17 protein-coding genes are annotated in these 18790 nt (G+C 37.7%); 15 read left to right on the top strand and 2 right to left on the bottom strand.

What is annotated here, in order from left to right; translation table 11 throughout:
• Positions 1-227 precede the first annotated feature (227 nt).
• The 5 genes from JOD14_RS05310 (at position 228) to JOD14_RS05290 (ending at position 6206) form a co-directional block, all read left to right on the top strand.
• Positions 228-1319, top strand: a complete 1092-nt coding sequence (locus JOD14_RS05310; RefSeq protein WP_204653801.1) for a GntR family transcriptional regulator — start codon at positions 228-230, stop codon at positions 1317-1319.
• A 1-nt stretch (position 1320) separates the two neighbouring features.
• Complete coding sequence (locus JOD14_RS05305; RefSeq protein WP_204653800.1) at positions 1321-2913, top strand: FGGY-family carbohydrate kinase; 1593 nt, start codon at positions 1321-1323, stop codon at positions 2911-2913.
• Between the two features lie 21 nt (positions 2914-2934).
• Positions 2935-3630: an L-ribulose-5-phosphate 4-epimerase gene (locus JOD14_RS05300; protein WP_204653799.1), complete on the top strand. Its 696-nt coding sequence runs from the start codon at positions 2935-2937 to the stop codon at positions 3628-3630.
• 21 nt (positions 3631-3651) lie between these two features.
• Positions 3652-5079, top strand: a complete 1428-nt coding sequence (araA, locus tag JOD14_RS05295; protein WP_204653798.1) for an L-arabinose isomerase — start codon at positions 3652-3654, stop codon at positions 5077-5079.
• Positions 5080-5150: 71 nt separating this feature from the next.
• The gene (locus JOD14_RS05290) at positions 5151-6206 is read left to right on the top strand and encodes an aldose epimerase family protein (RefSeq protein ID WP_204653797.1); all 1056 of its coding nucleotides are present in this window, start codon (positions 5151-5153) and stop codon (positions 6204-6206) included.
• Positions 6207-6324: 118 nt separating this feature from the next.
• On the opposite strand, the gene JOD14_RS05285 is transcribed toward JOD14_RS05290, so the two are convergent.
• On the bottom strand, positions 6325-6984 hold the full coding sequence (locus JOD14_RS05285) for an aquaporin (protein ID WP_204653795.1): 660 nt from the start codon (positions 6982-6984) through the stop codon (positions 6325-6327).
• Positions 6985-6998: 14 nt separating this feature from the next.
• The gene (locus JOD14_RS05280) at positions 6999-7892 is read right to left on the bottom strand and encodes an ArsR/SmtB family transcription factor (RefSeq protein WP_204653793.1); all 894 of its coding nucleotides are present in this window, start codon (positions 7890-7892) and stop codon (positions 6999-7001) included.
• Between the two features lie 273 nt (positions 7893-8165).
• On the opposite strand from JOD14_RS05280, the gene JOD14_RS05275 reads away from it, so the two are divergent.
• From JOD14_RS05275 to JOD14_RS05230, 10 genes are all read left to right on the top strand, one after another.
• A complete protein-coding gene (locus JOD14_RS05275; protein WP_204653792.1) occupies positions 8166-9503 on the top strand; it encodes an ABC transporter substrate-binding protein in 1338 nt (445 codons plus the stop codon).
• A 229-nt stretch (positions 9504-9732) separates the two neighbouring features.
• Positions 9733-10473 carry a carbohydrate ABC transporter permease gene (locus JOD14_RS05270; protein WP_239576092.1) on the top strand — a complete coding sequence of 247 codons (741 nt, stop codon included), beginning with the start codon at positions 9733-9735 and terminating at the stop codon, positions 10471-10473.
• 16 nt (positions 10474-10489) lie between these two features.
• Positions 10490-11326: a carbohydrate ABC transporter permease gene (locus JOD14_RS05265; RefSeq protein WP_204653790.1), complete on the top strand. Its 837-nt coding sequence runs from the start codon at positions 10490-10492 to the stop codon at positions 11324-11326.
• A 25-nt stretch (positions 11327-11351) separates the two neighbouring features.
• Complete coding sequence (locus tag JOD14_RS05260; RefSeq protein WP_204653789.1) at positions 11352-11957, top strand: DUF624 domain-containing protein; 606 nt, start codon at positions 11352-11354, stop codon at positions 11955-11957.
• 31 nt (positions 11958-11988) lie between these two features.
• Positions 11989-13383 carry a glycoside hydrolase family 43 protein gene (locus JOD14_RS05255; RefSeq protein ID WP_204653788.1) on the top strand — a complete coding sequence of 465 codons (1395 nt, stop codon included), beginning with the start codon at positions 11989-11991 and terminating at the stop codon, positions 13381-13383.
• A gap of 48 nt (positions 13384-13431) precedes the next feature.
• Entirely contained in the window at positions 13432-14925 is a 1494-nt protein-coding gene (gene arfA, locus JOD14_RS05250) for an arabinosylfuranosidase ArfA (RefSeq protein WP_204653787.1), read from the top strand.
• A 20-nt stretch (positions 14926-14945) separates the two neighbouring features.
• The gene (locus tag JOD14_RS05245) at positions 14946-15890 is read left to right on the top strand and encodes a glycoside hydrolase family 43 protein (RefSeq protein WP_204653786.1); all 945 of its coding nucleotides are present in this window, start codon (positions 14946-14948) and stop codon (positions 15888-15890) included.
• 34 nt (positions 15891-15924) lie between these two features.
• On the top strand, positions 15925-17367 hold the full coding sequence (locus tag JOD14_RS05240) for an alpha-N-arabinofuranosidase (protein ID WP_379962451.1): 1443 nt from the start codon (positions 15925-15927) through the stop codon (positions 17365-17367).
• Positions 17368-17369: 2 nt separating this feature from the next.
• Positions 17370-17606: a DUF6171 family protein gene (locus tag JOD14_RS05235; protein ID WP_204653785.1), complete on the top strand. Its 237-nt coding sequence runs from the start codon at positions 17370-17372 to the stop codon at positions 17604-17606.
• Positions 17607-17626: 20 nt separating this feature from the next.
• Positions 17627-18790, top strand: a complete 1164-nt coding sequence (locus JOD14_RS05230; protein WP_204653783.1) for an arabinan endo-1,5-alpha-L-arabinosidase — start codon at positions 17627-17629, stop codon at positions 18788-18790.

Here is an 18790-nt window from a genome sequence, read left to right as displayed (position 1 = left end):
CATCCTCTTTTTGTTATTGGCCGCTAAACCTAACATTAAGAATAATGGTCTTCTTTCTTTTTTTCTAGTCCTACCGCAATATATTTTACACTTAGGTTAATGAAAAAAACGATGCAAAGTCACAGACTAAAAAAAGAAAAATAGATAATTCGTTGGTGAAAGCGTTGACAAATAAACTAAGAGCGTTTAAAATACATGTACGGACAACTTAAAGGATTGTGAGAAAAATGAAACCTAAATACGAACAACTAGCAGACAAGTTGCGTCTGGATTTACAACAGAATAAATACCAAGAAGGAGAATTGATTCCTTCTGAAAATACCTTGCAAGAAATGTTTCAATTAAGCCGTCATACGGTGCGTCAAGCAATTGGCATCTTAGTCAACGAAGGGCTATTACGTAAAGAAAAAGGTTCAGGAACGTATGTCGCAAAAAAAGAAACAGAGAAAAAACGTCCTAAAACAATTGGCGTGATTATGACGTACTTATCCGATTACATCTTTCCTTCGATTATTCGTGGAATTGAGCAAGAATTGAGTCAGTATGGCTATAGCTTGCTTTTAGGCACCACCAATAATAACCACCAAAAGGAAAAAGAATGTTTACAACAAATGCTAGAACAACAAGTCGATGGCTTAATTGTTGAGCCGACGAAGAGTAACGAATACAATCCTAACTTGCCTTATTATATTGCATTAGAAGAAAAAGGCATTCCTGTCTTAATGATTAATGCTTTTTACGAAGAATTAAAAGGGCCATACATTGGTGTGGATGATGTTAAATCGGGTTATCTAGCAACCAAATATTTACTTGAAGCTAAGCATAAGCATCTTATGTTAGTCACCAAAATGGATGACTTGCAAGGGAAGTTTCGGATGCAGGGGTTCATCCAAGCTATCCGTGAAGCGAAGTTAAACTTTTTACCAGAAGATTTGTTAACCTATACAACTGAGACCAAAGAAGAAGTCGTAAAAAAAGCCATTGAACGCTTATCTCAAGTAGGCAATCAAGTTACCGCAATTGTTGCTTATAACGATGAAATTGCGAATCAACTCGTCGAAAAGTTAACAGAAAAAGGGCTACAAGTGCCAGAGAACATCTCGATTATTGGTAACGATGATTCTACATTGAGCACTTCAGGCTTAGTTAACTTAACAACGCTTGCTCACCCGAAGGAAAAAATGGGCGAACTGGCGGCAAAAACGATTGTTCAAGCCATTGAAACAGGTGAAAAGACAACATTTGCCTTTGAACCGGAATTAATTGAACGAGATTCTGTTAAAAAACAAGGAACCAATTTGATTGAGGAGGAAAAATAAAGTGACCAATGAACAAAAAAAGATTTGCTTTGAAAAAACGAGTTTAGGAATTGAGCTAGGATCGACTCGAATCAAAGCCGTTTTAATTGATGAAACATACCAAACCATTGCTTCAGGAAGTTTTGAATGGGAAAACCAACTCGTCGATGGGGTTTGGACGTATTCTCTGGAAGCGGTTTGGCAAGGGATTCAAGCCAGTTACCGTGAAATGGCTGCTCAAGTACAAGAAAAATACCAAGTCCCACTCGAAAAAGTTGGCGCAATCGGTTTTTCGGCTATGATGCATGGCTATTTAGCTTTTGATGCACAAGAAGAACTATTAGTCCCGTTTCGTACGTGGCGCAATGCCATGACGGAAACAGCTGAAAAAGAATTAACCGCACTATTTTCGTATAACATTCCACAAAGATGGAGTATTGCGCATTTATATCAAGCCATTTTAAACAAGGAAGAACATGTTGAAAAAATTACTTTCTTGACGACCTTGGCTGGTTACGTTCACTGGCAATTAACCGGTGAAAAAGTGTTAGGTGTTGGCGATGCTTCAGGGATGTTTCCGATTGATAGCCACACGAAAACCTACGCGGCTGAAAAAGTAGCCCAATTTGAGCAACAAATTCAGTCTTATCAATACCCTTGGCGAGTCGTCGACCTCTTACCCAAAGTGGCCTTAGCAGGCGAAAACGCCGGCTATTTAACCCAAGAAGGCGCCAAATTATTGGATCCTTCAGGCACCCTTCAAGCGGGCATTCCCCTTTGTCCGCCAGAAGGTGATGCTGGAACAGGAATGGTCGCAACCAACAGTGTCGCTAAAGAAACGGGCAATGTTTCAGCGGGGACTTCTGCATTTGCGATGATTGTTTTAGAAGAAGAATTAAGCCAAGTATATCCGGAAATTGATTTAGTAACGACTCCAGCAGGCGATTTAGTGGCGATGGTTCATACAAATAACTGTACGTCAGAAATTAATTCTTGGATGCGCTTGTTCAAAGAAGTCTTAGAAGTGACCGGTTCAAGCGTAACGACCGAACAACTTTTTGCTCAATTATTTAATCATTCCTTAACAGCCGACCCAGATGCGGGTGGCTTGTTATCTTATGGCTATCATTCAGGTGAAAATATTACCAAAATATCAGAAGGCCGACCGTTATTTGTTCGGACACCAGAAAGTAAGTTTGGTTTAGCAAACTTCATTCGAATGCATATTTTTAGTGCTTTTGGCGCAATGAAAATTGGCATGGATATTCTAGCAAAAGAAGAAGTACATGTGAAAAAAATTGTCGGACACGGTGGGATTTTTAAAACACCACAAGTTGCCCAAAAAGTTTTAGCCGCTGTAATGAATGCGCCAGTAACGGTAATGGAGACAGCCGGTGAAGGGGGCGCTTGGGGGATTGCGCTTTTAGCAAGTTATTGCCTACGAGAAGAACCAACTTTATCTTTAGCCGACTTTTTAGATAAGCAAGTCTTTGTTAGCGACACGGGCGTTACGGTTGATGTCGACCCAAAGGACCTCACAGGATTTAATCAATTTATGACCAATTACCAAGCCGGCTTAGCCATCGAACAAACAGCGATTGATGTTTTAAAATAAAATCAGAAAGAAGGAAGAAAATTGTTAGAGCAGTTAAAAGAAACCGTTTTCCAAGCCAATCTAGAACTTCCGCGCCAAGGTTTGATTAAATATACTTGGGGGAATGTATCGGCCATTGACCGTGAGACAAATTTATTTGTCATTAAGCCAAGTGGTGTGGATTACAAAACGATGCAGGCAAGCGATATGGTTGTTTGTGATTTAGATGGCAACATTGTTGAAGGGACGCTAAATCCTTCTTCTGATATGCCAACCCATGCGGTTTTATATCGTCATTTTCCAGAAATTGGTGGGATTGTCCACACCCATTCGACTTGGGCAACAACTTGGGCACAAGCTGGCCTTGACTTGCCAGCGATGGGGACGACTCATGCCGATACTTTTTATGGCACTGTTCCTTGTGCACGTTTTTTAACGAAAGAAGAAATTGATCAAGGTTACGAAGAGCAAACGGGCGAACTGATTGCTGCGACTTTTAAAGAACGTCAAATAAAACCAATGGAAGTTCCGGGTGTTTTATTACATGGTCATGGGCCATTTACTTGGGGAAAAGATGCCGATAGTGCGGTAATGAATGCAGTTGTTTTAGAAGAAGTCGCCAAGATGAATCTATTTACAAGACAATTAAATAGCTTTGCCGAAGAATTACCGCAAGCGATTTTAGATAAACATTACTTAAGAAAACACGGAAAAAATGCCTATTACGGTCAAAAATAAAAGAAAAGAGGAGTCAAGCAAATGTTAACAATTGGAAAAAAAGAATTTTGGTTTGTTGTGGGGTCACAACATTTATACGGTGAAGAAGCATTAAATGAAGTAAAAAGCCATGCGCAAGAAATGGTCGATAGCTTAAACAAAAGTGGTAAATTAAGTTACCCAATTGTTTTACAAGAAGAGCTAGCTGTTTCGGCTGACAAAATTACGCAAATTATGAAAGAAGCCAATTACCGCGATGAAGTAGCCGGCGTGATTACTTGGATGCACACTTTTTCACCAGCAAAAATGTGGATTCGTGGAACAAAATTATTACAAAAACCATTGCTACACTTAGCAACACAATACAATGAAAGCATTCCATGGGCAACCATCGACATGGACTTCATGAATTTAAACCAAGCCGCTCATGGGGACCGCGAATACGGTTTTATCAATGCGCGCTTAGGAAAACAAAACAAAGTAGTCGTTGGCTATTGGGAAAACGAAAGCGTTCAAACACAAATTTCTGACTGGATGGACGTGGCAGTTGCTTACAATGAAAGCTTCAATATTAAAGTGGCGCGTTTCGGCGATAATATGCGCCATGTAGCGGTAACTGAAGGTGATAAGGTCGAAGCACAAATTCAATTTGGTTGGACGGTTGACTATTATGGGATTGGCGATTTAGTGCAAGTCATCAATGCTGTAACTGAAGAAGAAGTAACCGCATTATTTGAAGAATACCGTGAATTGTATGACTTTGATTATGGTGATTACGACCAAGCGACTTGGGAAGCACATGTGAAAGTACAAGCACGTCAAGAAATTGGTATCCGTCGTTTCTTAGAACAAGGCAATTACAATGCCTTTACTTCAAACTTTGAAGATCTATACGGTATGGATCAATTACCAGGGTTAGCCGTTCAACGTTTAATGGCAGCGGGTTACGGTTTTGCTGGTGAAGGCGACTGGAAAACAGCTGCGATTGACCGTTTAATGAAAATTATGGCTAAAAATGAAAATACTGGTTTTATGGAAGATTATACGTACGAACTAGCAGCTGGCAAAGAAGCGATTTTACAATCCCACATGCTTGAAGTGGATCCTTCTCTTGCCGCAAATAAACCAAAAATTTTAGTCAGCCCATTATCAATTGGCGATAAAGCCGACCCAGCACGTCTTGTTTTTGATGGGAAAGCCGGTACCGGTGTGGTTGTTTCAATGGCTGATTTTGGCACTAATTATAAATTATTAATTAATGAAGTCGATGCGTTTGAACCACAAGAAGCCGCACCAAAATTACCAGTAGCTCGAGTGATGTGGACACCAAAACCAGATTTCCATACAGGCGTACGCACGTGGATTGAAACCGGCGGCGGTCACCACACCGTTTTATCTTTAAATCTAACGGTTGATCAAATCGAAACATGGGCGAAATTAGTTGGTTTAGAATACGTAACAATTAAATAGCCACAAGAAAATAGTCATGCAAGAATCTGCGTGACTATTTTTTACGAGAAAGAAAAAAAGGAGAGAATCACATGTTAAAAAAAGAAACATTTGGCACGACACAAAAAGGCGAAACGATTACGTTATATACTTTTGAAAATCAACGAGGGATGAAAATGACCGTCAGTGATTTAGGGGCTGTTTTGACACACTTGTATGTACCAAATCACAAAGGGGAATTGGTTGACGTAGTCCTTGGCTTTGACCAAGTGCAACAATACGAAAAAAATGATAACGTCTATTTCGGCTCCACCATCGGACGCAGTGCCAATCGAATTGAAGGCGCGACATTCAAAATCGATGAAACAACTTATAAAATCGATCAAAACGAAGGTGAAAATAACTTACATGGTGGTTTTAACGGCTACCAACTTAGAAAATGGGACGTCAAAGCGATTGATGAAACCAAAAATCAAATCACTTTTGTTTTGACTAGTCCAGATTTAGACCAGGGCTTTCCTGGTGAACTACAGATGGAAGCCACTTATCAATTAAGTGAAGACAATTGCTTAAGTGTTACCTATCAAGGAAAAACCAATCAAAAGACCATTTTTAACCCAACCAATCATAGCTATTTTAATTTAAATGGTCATGACCAAGGGAAAGTTACGCGCCACGTATTGCAACTAAACGCAAGCCAGTACACACCAGTCAAAGATTCGAAATCCATTCCAACCGGTGAATTAGCAGCGGTAGCCAATACACCAATGGATTTCACCCAACCAAAAGAAATTGGCCAAGAAATTGAGGCTGATTTTGAACAATTGATTTACACAAAAGGCTATGATCACAATTACGTCATCGACCAAACCGATGCTCCACTTACACCATTTGCAACAGTGACCGGTAACCAAAGTGGCATTCAGATGACGGTAGCGACCAATTTGCCGGGTGTTCAATTTTATGCAGGGAACTTTATTGAACAAGAATTAGGTAAAAACAATGTTGTCTATACTCCAAGAAGCGGTTTTTGTTTAGAACCACAGTACTTTCCAAATGCAATCAATGAAGCCAATTTTGAACAACCACTACTCGATGTTGGCGAAGTTGGCGTCTGTGCGATACAGTATGGGTTTGGGTTGATGTAGAGAGAGAAGGGCATTCCCTTTAATTAAGAAAGAGAAAAAGCTCTGGTTTTCAATAAAAGAAAACCAGAGCTTTTTTATACAGGGAACGATTCACCATCGTTAAGCTAATTCTTTCCCATCACCGATACAACAAAAAACTAAAAACGAGCACAGCCACAATCGGTGCCAAATTTGAGGAAAGCAAACTTTTTTTAAAAGAAGTCGGTTCTTGTTTTTTCTTTTGGTAACAAATAAAAACAAGTCTCGGACAAAAATCTCTCGCCGGATTAAAAGAGGCACCCGTAATTGGTCCAATCAATGCGATTAAGCCGGCGATGCAAAGGCCAGTCGTGAGTAAAGCGAGTTGCTCGTTTTTTAAGAAAGCGTGAATAGTTTCAATTATGAATAATAAAGTGAAACTCCCAAGAAATTCTATCAAAAAATTGAATGTTCGGCGGTCGCTGGAAGCAATTGCTGCAAAGTGGTTAATATTCAAAGTATTTGTTCGCTTAAAAATGCTTAAAATGAGACTTGCCGCTAAAAGAGCGCCCAATACCTGTCCGGATAATTGGGCGAAAAACTGAGAAAAATCAATCTTTTCACCTAGTAATTGATAAAGAGAAAAAATAGGATTCATATTGGTTGTACCGAAAAAACCACCGATTAAAGAAGCAATAATAATTACACTTCCCCAAATTAATCCAACGGTGATGGAAGAAGTGGTTGGGAGTACAAAGCCGCTCCCAAGTCCAAGTGAAATTAACAAAAAAGTACTAATAAACTCTCCTAAATTAAGCATAAAGGTTCCTTCTATTAACTATAATACAGTTTTATTTTGATATCTTGATCATAGTTTCCAAAATGTTTACCAAAAATTGTACAACCACCAACGTTTTCTGCGTCTTCTTGGACTGCCACACGTAATTTCCATAAATCAGAATTTGTTTTCTTCAAGTCTTCGATGGTAAAGTCTGACATTGGTTCACCGTCCATATAGGTTCCGTGGGCCATAATGCGAATAGTTTTTAGTAAACCGTATTGATTTAAATTGTCAGGATACCAATCAGGCGTATATTTACCACGAATATCGGCGAAATCACCAGGGCTGGTCCAAGTGCCTAATTCATGTTCGTTAAGATAAAAGGTAATATCCGAGGGCCAATTATCATTAGAAAATGGAAATTCAGAAGAAAGCTCTAGAGAAATCTCCATCATTTCTAAATTCTCTTGTTCATTTAGCAGGTTAGGTGTTTGATATTCGACAAAGCCTTTTGTAAACCACAAAATTTGAGCGTCCATCCGATCGGCGTCCATGAAATATTTTGGTTCATCCACTTTTCCGATAAAATAATTCGCTGTTGCTAGCCCGCAAGTTGGCTCTACTAGATAATTAGTGTAATGACCTACTGGAATGGCGCTTTCTTTTGTATCAAAAGCATTAAATATTTTTTCTGGGAAATTGATTTCGATTTTATCTACTCTTAAGCTAGAGATTTTTTGTTGCCCGACGCGCTCGGTTTTAATAATATTTGCTTTTTCAAGTTTTGAAATGTGCATGGTTGTAATGGGACTGCTTAGATTTAATGCATGGGCTAATTCTTTGACATTCATTTTATTTTTTGACAATAAACGAATAATACTTAAGCGCACAGGACTAGCGAGTGCTTCGTAAACGGGTAGAGACTCATCGTTTATTTGTAGTTGCATGTAATCACCTTCTTATATAATTCTATCGACAAACATATATTAACATAATTGTTAATATATTTCCATATATTAGTTAATATAAAATATAATTAACATTTTAGTTAATTATAGATAAATATAAAAATAATAAATCGTATAAATATTATTGACAACGCTTTCTATAAAGTGTATTATTTGTTTGTAAGTTAAGTTGAGTTTTTAAAAATCTTTATTCTTTAATGTTTTTCTAATTTTGTTAGTATTAAAAAAAGTAAATCAAAGGGAGAGATTAGAATGAAATCAAAAGGAAAAATGATGGTGGCAACCTTACTGTTAAGTACAGTGATCTTAGCATCTTGTGGGAACGAAAAATCAGAAGGGGCTTCTAAGAAAGACGGCGACCAAATTACCTTTATGTTTAGAGGTGGCGAAGATGAGAAGAAAGCTTATAGTGCAGCGATTGCACAATTTGAAAAAGAAGAAGATGTAAAAGTAAAAATAATCTCTACAGATGCGGATCAATATGCAACAAAATTACAGGCAGCGATTTCTGGCGGCAATGTACCAGATGTATTTTATATTGAACAAAGTAATCTAATGCCTTACGTTGATAATGGTGTTCTTTTAGATATTACAGAGGAAATTGAAAAATCAGATTTTGATTTAAGCAATATTTGGGAGTATGGGGTGGACAGTTATCGTTACGATGGCGAGAAAGTTGGCTCAGGGGCTCTTTATGGGTTACCTAAAGATGTAGGGCCATTTGCACTTGGTTATAATAAAGACATGTTCAAAGATGCAGGCATTGATCTTCCAGATACGGATACTCCTTATACATGGGAAGAATTTGTAAAGGTTGCAAAAGAATTAACAAGAGATACTGATGGCGATGGCAAAGATGATCAATGGGCAACAGGTTTTAACGTGAACTGGAGCTTACAAGCTTTTGTTTGGAGCAACGGTGGTGATTGGATTAATAATGAAAAAACACAAGTAACCGTTGATACACCAGAGTTTTCAGAAGCATTACAATATTTTGCTGATTTACAAAACGTTCATCATGTGACGCCTTCGGTTTCAGATGCACAAACATTAGATACTTACCAAAGATGGATGAATGGCGAAATTGCCTTTTTCCCAGTTGGACCTTGGGATATGAGTACATATGCAGGCCTAGATTTTGAATATGATTTAATTCCTTGGCCAGCAGGAAAAACAGGTCAAACCGCTACATACGTTGGGTCTTTAGGAATTGGTGTTTCTAGTAAAACGAAATTACCAGATAAAGCAGTAAAATTAGTAGAATACTTAAGCGCTTCTAAAGAAGGACAACAACAATTAGTTGATGCACAAATTCAAATTCCTAACTTGATTGATATGGCGGAAGAGTGGGCGTCAAGTACTGATGAAGTACCAAATAATAAAAAAGAATTTTTAGACATTGTTGAAACTTATGGACGACCAATGCCAGCTGCCGCTACTTACAACGCAGAGTGGTATGACGAATTCTTTATTAATGTTCAACCAGTATTAGATGGTGATCAAACGGCTGCAGAATATGTAAAAGAAATTCAACCTCGAATGCAAGAAAAACTTGATAGCGCAAGACAACAACAAGAATCTAGCAAGTAAGACAATGAGCATTTCAACTAATTCTTGAGTTAGTTGAAATGCTTAATAAATTTAAGGAGGTTGTAAACGAATGATTTCGCAAAATAAATCTAGTAAATTATATAAAAGTGAACATAGAGTAGCCTTTTTGTTTATATTGCTTCCATTAATTGGCTTTATATTATTTTCTTTAATTCCTCTAATTTTTTCTATCTACGCTTCATTCACTGATTGGAATGGGCTAGGACAGATGAACTTTATTGGTATTGCAAACTATAAGAAAATGTTCAGAGACGACTACTTCTATAAAACGTTGTACAATACAGCTTATTTAATGTTAGGAATTCCGATTGGTTTGATGCTTTCATTTTTACTGGCATCTGCTTTAAGTAGAAAAATTAAAGGAACTACTATTTTTAGAACAATTTATTACATTCCTGTTATTTCATCTTTAGCAGCGATTTCGATTTTATGGCAATGGGCTTATAACGGTGACTTTGGTTTAGTCAACCAAGTGTTAGCTATTTTTGGAATTGACGGTCCAAACTGGTTGCAAAATGCGGCGACGGTGAAACCAGCCATTATCATTATGACTGTTTGGAAGGGGCTAGGTTATTCGATGTTATTGTATCTAGCAGCGATTCAAAGCGTCCCTAAAGATTATTATGAGGCAGCTGAGTTGGATGGGGCTTCTTCCATTCAAAAATTTAAAAATATTACTTGGCCAATGGTTCGTCCAATTACTTTTTTCTTAATTGTAACCAATATTATTGGCGGATCTCAAATCTTTACTGAAATTAATATTATGACGCCAAACGGTGGGCCAAAATATAGTTCAGCAACGGTTGTTTGGTATATTTGGCAAAAAGCCTTTAAGAATTGGCAAATGGGCTATGCGAGTAGTATGGCAGTTATTTTAGCCGTGATTGTTTTTGTCGTTACCGCGTTACAATTTTATATGGACAGACGTTCCAGTTATAAGATTGATTAAAAGGGAGGGGAAATAAATGAAGAAAAAAACAAGCATAACCAATATTTTAATTGTAATCATTCTTTCTCTAGGAGCCATTATAATGGTTGGCCCCCTTTTATGGATGGTATCAACGTCTTTCAAAGAAAAATCAGGTGTCTTTCAATTACCCCCACAATGGATTCCTTCACCAGTAACTTTTGAAGCGTATAAAAGATTATGGGAGTTAGATACTTTATTATCAGGGATTAAAAATACGATTATTGTTTCTCTAGTCGTAACGATTATAGGAACGATTACTTCTAGTATGGCAGCTTTTTCATTTGCAAAGCTAAGAATGCCATATAAAAATACGATTTTCTTACTCTTGTTAACGGCTTTGATGGTACCCTATCCTGCTGTTATGATTCCTCAATTTATGATGTTTTCTAAAATTGGGTGGGTAGATACTTTAAAACCGTTAATCGTGCCAGGGCTATTTGGAAATATTACAATGATCTTTTTCTTAAGACAATATTTATCAAATATTCCAGACTCAGTTGTTGAAGCAGCAAAAATTGATGGCGCTACTTATGTGCAAACCTTTTTCCAATTAATCTTCCCATTAATTCGTCCTGCTGTAGCTGCACAATTTATTTTGTGGTTCATGGGTGTGTGGAATGATTACTTAGCCCCATTACTATATTTAAACAGTCCTGAAAAGCAAACTTTGCAAGTCGTGATTGCAAACTTAAATGCGGCGTATGCCATTCAAACCGATTATCCTTTAATTATGGCGGCTTCTGTTATCTCATTGTTGCCAGTTTTAATTGTATTTATTATCTTCCAAAAACAAATTATAGAATCGGTCGCACTATCTGCAGTGAAAGGATAATTTTAAGATAAGGAGAAAAGAGCTAATGTTAGACAAAGTGATGAAAGGAATTCATGTTTTTGTAATCTTCTTCTTTTCGAGTATCTTATGGCTAATCGGTACACTATTAGGGTTTATTATTGTTGGATTTGTCCCAAGTACGAATGGCGTATTAATGATATTTGAACAAGAGAGTCTCTTTGAAGATTATTCTTATAAAAGTATTTTTAAGTCTTATCTTAAAGGAGTAAAACAAACCTTTACGCTGTATCGCTGGAAACTCTTGATTCCATCATTTGTCTTTTTAATCTTATCTATTGATTTTTTGATTATTCGGCAAAACAATTTAGCACAATCGCTTTTTCAGTGGCCACTTATTTTTCTAATGGCATATCTAGCTTTAGTCACGATTTCTTTTTTAGTTCAAGAAAAAATAACGGATTCAAAAGTTCAAAAGAATGTTAAATTAGCTTTGTTTGTCCCCTTAATTGCGCCAGCATCTTTTTTCATGAGCGTATTATTGTTCCTTAGCTTTTTTATTTTATCACTTAGATATAGCTTGTTTGCGATGATTGCAATTGGCGCGTTTTTCTATGTCGTTCGTCTCATTCTTTTGCGTTCATTTAAAAAGAAGGGATTGATAAAAAATTAAGAAAAATCTAGTTCTTTTAGGTAGTTTATTCATGCTTAGTTTGACCGTAAGCGCTTGTAAGGCAAAAGGCGTAGACAACGTCATTCAAGCACCTGAGTTTGAAAATGTCACAGTTCATGACCCATCAGTTATTTATACAGAAGATGAATATTATGTTTTTGGGTCACATTTACAAGCTGCAAAAAGTGAAAACTTGACGCAATGGCAACAAATTTCAAAAAGTGTTCCACTGAATACACTCTTTGAAGATGTGTATAAAGAATTTGCAGAAGAATTTGAGTACGCTAAGACAGATACTTTTTGGGCACCAGATGTTATCCAATTAAAAGATGGACGGTATTATCTTTATTATTGTTTATGTAAAGGCGATCAACCATTGTCGGTGTTAGGTGTGGCAGTCGCAGATAATATAGAAGGCCCTTATGAAAAAATTGAATCATTCCTATATTCAGGTACCTCTCCTCAATTTGGCGAGACTTATGATGCGACAAAAGACCCTAATGCGGTCGATCCTAATGTTTTTTTTGATAAAGAAGGCAAACTGTGGATGGTCTATGGCTCTTATTCTGGTGGCATCTTTATTTTAGAGATGGATGAAAATACAGGTTTACCTAAAGATCGGAATACTTATGGAAAAAAATTAACCGGTGGGAACCATAGCCGGATTGAAGCGCCTTATATTCTTTATAATGAAGAAACGGATTACTATTATTTATTCACTTCATTTGGCGGTCTAGATTCATTTGGCGGATACAACATGCGAGTCGCTCGCTCGAAGTCTCCAGATGGTCCGTATCTTGACATTCTTAATCAATCAATGGAAGAAGCGAAAGGAAAAGAAAAGAGCTTCTTTGATGATCTGAGTATTGAGGGTTTTGGAAATAAATTAATGGGGAATTTTACTTATGTCGAAGATGACGGGTTAACCAATGATGGTTATGTATCAGCAGGTCATAATTCCGTTTTGTTTGATGAAAAAACAAAGGATTATTATGTATTCTTTCATACTCGTTTCCCTAATGGTGGTGAGAACCATGAATTAAGAGTCCATAAACTTTATTTTACAACAGATGGTTGGCCAATCATGAGTCCGTTGCGTTATTCAGGAGAAGAAATTACGAAATTAAATAAGAATCAAATTGCAGGCAACTATAAGTGGATTTCGACAACAAAAGAAATTATCGATTGGATAGAAGAACCAATCATGGTGTCTTTAGAGAAAAAAGGGTCGATTACCGGAGTCGATAAAGGCAATTGGCATTTAGCAGAAAGTCCAGAAGAAGATTCCACGGTTGAAATCGATGGCGAACAATATCATGGTCAATTTTTATACACTTGGGATCAAACGCAAGAGACGGCCGTGATTAGTTTTACAGGTGTTTCCCAAAAAGGTATTCCTTTGTTTTTAATAGAGGATAAAAAATAACATTTTCTACTTTTAAATATTTCAAATTGAAATTTACAGGAGGGCGCTATGAAATCTAAATTAGTAGTTAGTCATATTAACAAAATATCAGAGGTGGACCCGAGACTTTATGGTTCTTTTATTGAACACATGGGAAGAGCGGTGTATGGCGGGATTTATCAACCCAATCATCCGACAGCAAATAAAGATGGTTTTAGAAAAGACGTCATTGAATTAGTCAAAGAGTTAAACATTCCTTTGGTTCGCTATCCAGGTGGCAACTTCTTATCCGGTTATAACTGGGAAGATGGGGTGGGTCCAGTTGAAGAGCGACCAAAGCGTTTAGATTTAGCTTGGAAAACGTTAGAAACGAATGAAGTTGGTCTACATGAATTTTACGAGTGGACCAAAGAAACGCAAACAGAAATTAATATGGCCGTTAACTTAGGAACCCGTGGGATTGATGCGGCTCGAAATTTAGTAGAGTATTGTAACTTTGAAGGCGGGACTTATTGGAGTGATTTACGTAAGAAAAACGGGCACGATGAACCATTTGGGATTAAAACGTGGTGTCTAGGAAATGAAATGGATGGCCCTTGGCAAATTGGCCATAAAACAGCCGACGAATATGGGCGGTTAGCTGAAGAAACAGCAAAAGCGATGAAACTAGTGGATGACTCAATTGAACTGGTTCTATGTGGCAGCTCTAACAGCCAGATGCCTACTTTTGGTGAGTGGGAATTAACGGTACTAGATCATGCCTATGAATACATCGATTACCTTTCTTTACATCAATATTATGGAAACCATAAGAACGACTTGCAACACTATTTAGCGCGCTCGCTTGATATGGATGAATTCATTCAAGGAGTCGTTGCGATTTGTGACGCCATTAAAGCTAAAAAACATAGTAAAAAAACGATTCACTTATCTTTTGATGAATGGAATATTTGGTATCACTCAAATGAACGAGATAAAGCAGTAAAACCTTGGCAAGTAGCGCCACCATTGTTAGAAGACGTTTATAACTTTGAAGATACTTTACTACTTGGTTGTTTATTAATTACCTTATTGAAACATGCTGACCGAGTAAAAATCGGCTGTCTAGCACAATTAGTGAACGTGATTGCCCCGATTATGACGAATGATGACGGCGGTGCTTGGCGTCAAACGATTTTTTATCCATTTGCACAAGTATCGAATTATGGTCGTGGACAAGTATTGCGTCCAATGATTGAATCCGATACATATGCAACAGAAGACTTTGCTGAAGTTCCTTATTTAGAAAGTATTGCGGTTGTTAATGAAGAAGCCAATGAATTAGTGATTTTTGCTGTAAACCGTAGTGAAGAAAAAATGGATTTCACGGCTGAATTAAACGGGTATCAAATAAAAGCGGTGAAAGAATTTACAGAATTAGCTGGATTTGATCTAAAAGCAGTGAACGAAGAAGGCAATGGAGCGATTAAACCGACCCCTTCAACGAACTATCAAATAAATGAAACACAATTAACAGCAGCATTTGCGCCATTATCATGGAATATGATTCGTTGTGAATTGTAAGAAAAAAAGGAGTAAAAATCATGAGTTATCAAAATCCAATTGTTATTGAAAGAGCCGATCCGTGGGTCTATAAACATACAGACGGTTATTATTATTTTACTGGATCGGTTCCAGGGTATCAAAGTATCGAGCTTCGTCGCTCAAAAACCATTGATGGTCTGAAAGAAGCAGAAGTTGTGACCGTGTGGCATGCACACGAAACCGGCTTAATGAGTGAACTGATTTGGGCGCCAGAAATTCATTTTATAAAAGGAAAATGGTACATCTACTTTGCCGCAAGTAACAATGCAGGCGAGCGCAATCAAAAGAATCATCATCGAATGTTTGTGATTGAAAACAGTAATGAAAACCCAATGAATGAAGATTGGGTTGAAAAAGGCCAAGTTGTGACGCAATTTGAAAGCTTTAGTATAGATGCAACTATTTTACAGCACAAAGAGGAACTTTATTATATTTGGGCACAACAAGACCCACGAATTCCAGGTAATTCGAATTTGTATATTTCTAAAATGGCCAATCCATGGACATTAACCGGAAAACAAACGATTTTAACCATTCCAGAATATGACTGGGAAAAAATTGGCTATTGGGTGAACGAAGGTCCGGCTGCCATTGTTCGAAATGGCAAAGTTTTTGTAACGTACTCAGGAAGTGCGACTGATGAAAACTATGCAATGGGCTTAATTTGGGCAGAAGAAGACGCGGATTTATTAGATGGTTTTTCTTGGCATAAATTAGCGCAACCAGTCTTTAAGAGTTCTGAAACAAACCAACAGTTTGGTCCAGGGCATAATTCATTTACGGTAAGTGAAGATGGGACAACAGACGTGCTTATTTATCATGCCCGTCCAGAAAAAAATGATATCGATAACCCATTAGATAATCCGAATCGCCACGCTCGCGCACAAACTTTTGAGTGGGATGAAGCAGGCTTCCCTGTTTTTGGGGAACCAGTCGCAGATTAAAACATGTCATTATAAAAAAGAAATGAGGCATATCGTGAAAATTACTGTTTTAAATCAGAAAAAAGGACCAAAGATTAGTAAACACATTTATGGCCATTTTGCCGAGCATTTAGGCCGTTGTATTTATGAAGGACTTTACGTAGGTGAAGATTCAACGATTCCCAACGTAAATGGGATGCGTAGCGATGTCGTCGCAGCTTTGAAAAACTTAGAAATTCCTGTCTTGCGTTGGCCAGGTGGCTGTTTTGCCGATGAATACCACTGGAAAGACGGGATTGGACCAAAAGAAACACGCAAGAAAATTGTCAATACGCACTGGGGTGGAGTCACGGAAAACAACCACTTTGGGACACACGAGTTTTTTGAATTAATTGAGCAACTCGGCTGTGAAGCTTATGTCAACGGAAACGTCGGCAGTGGCACAGTGCAAGAAATGCAAGAATGGGTAGAATACATGACCATGGGCGGAGAATCCCCGATGGCAGCGTTACGCAAAGAAAATGGTCGAGAAGAGCCATGGAAAGTTGAATTTTTCGGCGTCGGCAATGAATCTTGGGGTTGTGGTGGGAATATGCGCCCGGAATATTATGCCGATTTATATCGTCGTTACCAAACTTACGTCCGTCAATATGGCGAAGAGCCGATTTATAAAATTGCTTGTGGCCCGAACATTGATGACTATCGCTGGATGGAAGAATTAATGAGAATTGCTGGACCTTGGATGGATGGCATTAGTTTACACCACTATGCGTTAACGGGTGCTTGGGAAGACAAAGGACCAGCGTTGAACTTTAAGGAAGAACATTGGTGGAGTTTAATTGCAAGTGCGCAAAAAATGGACGAATTGATTACGAAACATTCAACAATTATGGATAAATACGATCCAGAAAAACGAGTAGGATTAATTGTCGATGAATGGGGTTCTTGGTTAGCGGTTGAACCAGGGACGAATCCAGGTTTCTTGTATCAACAAAATACGATTCGTGATGCGATGGTGGCTGCCGTTACCTTAAATATTTTCCATAAACATGCCGATCGTGTGAAAATGGCCAATATTGCACAAACCGTGAACGTGTTACAATCAATGATCTTAACTGAAGGTGAAAAAATGGTCAAAACACCAAGTTATTACGTTTTTGAATTATACAAAAATCACCAAGAAGGCGAATTAATTGAAACTTATGGTGACAAAAATGAAACAATTTCTTATACCGTATCTAAAAAAGGGAAAGAATTAACCATTTCCATTTGTAATTATTCTTTAACTGAAACAGAAGAACTAGCCTTCGTCTTTGATGGCGCACCACAAGTAAAAGAAGCACAGTATATTTATGGCGAGAAAATGGATGCACACAATGACTTTGATCAAGCAGAAGCAGTGACTTTATTACCATTTACAAATTATGCGTTAAAAGGGTCACAATTTGTTTTAACTGTACCGGCAATGTCAGTGACAACCATTACCTTGGAGGTCTAAAAATGAGTTGTAAAGGGTGCGAAATCAAAGAAGAAGCTGCGAATTTTGATGTCGAACAATTAATTGCCGAACAATTAAGCCTTGAAACGAACTTGGTTTCGGCAGCACTTTTAGCAAAAAGACTTCAAAAATGTGAAACTTGCCCCTTTAAATCCAACCACACTTGCACAAAGTGTGGTTGTTTTTATCAATTTCGGGCAAATTTAGCAGTGAAAAATTGTCCGATTGGGCAGTGGTGAAGGAAGAGGAGGCGTTTGAAATGGAAAACGGAAAAAAAGGAGTACATGATCCAACGATTATTCAAGTTGGTGATAAATATTATTTGTTTTCAACAGATACGACGCAACCAGCAACAAGTGGCGTCCCCATTCGTCAATCAGATAATCTTCTTGATTGGGAGTTTGTAGCGAGTGCTTTGCCAAATGTCCCAGTAGAAGCACAAAAATGGACAAACGCAAAAGGGTTATGGGCACCAGAAATTATCCAAGTCAATGACACTTATCGAATGTATTATTCTGCTTCAACATTTGGTAGTACCACCTCTATGATTGGCCTAGCAATAGCAGAAAATATTCTAGGTCCTTGGGAAGATGCCGGTGAAGTAGTTAAAACGAACTCTGAATTAGCAAATCACAATGCTATTGATGCCAATGTTTGTTATGATCGGCAAGGAAATCCTTGGATGGTGTATGGTTCTTTTTTTGGCGGAATCTATCTTACCCGCTTGAATCAAAGAACAGGTAAGTGTCTATTTAAAGGCGATTATGGCAAGCAATTGGCCATTCGCTCACAGGCAGTTGAAGGTGCGATTGAAGGGCCGTTTATTTACTATCATCCTGAAACAGATTATTTTTATTTATTTCTTTCTTTTGATTCTTTGAATGACACGTATAATATCCGTGTCGCTCGTTCAAAAGAAATTGACGGCTCTTATTTAGATATGAATGGCCAAAGTTTAACCGACTTAACGTTAGCACCTGATACGGTTGGGACCAAATTAGTTGGCAGTTACCAATGGGAAAATGAAGAACCCGTGTATGGTCCAGGGCATAATTCAATCTTTTTTGACCAAAAAACAAAACAATTATTTGTCGTGCACCATAAAAGAAGGAAACCTTTTACAGACGAATTTTCTTTACAAATCCGCCCTTTATTATGGGCAGAGGACGGTTGGCCAGTTGTTGGGGTAGAGGAATATGATGGTGAAATAACTATTTTAGCGTTATGCGACGAATTATTAGGAGATTGGGAATGGCTTGTTTTTCAAGACCACTCTGATTTGATTGTTTCTGAAAAGAAAAATTTTAAAGAACAGGTTGCGTTTGAGGCAGGTATCTTTTATCAAAATAAACAAAAGCAAATCTTTTTTACAGGACGAACACCTTCGAATCATCCTGTATTTGGTAGAAAAAAAGTAAATTGA

The sequence above is a fragment of the Enterococcus lemanii genome, from assembly GCF_016909125.1.
Lineage (GTDB): Bacteria > Bacillota > Bacilli > Lactobacillales > Enterococcaceae > Enterococcus_I > Enterococcus_I lemanii.
Note: the sequence above shows the minus strand (reverse complement) of the source record. Positions and strands in the feature narration are given on the sequence as shown.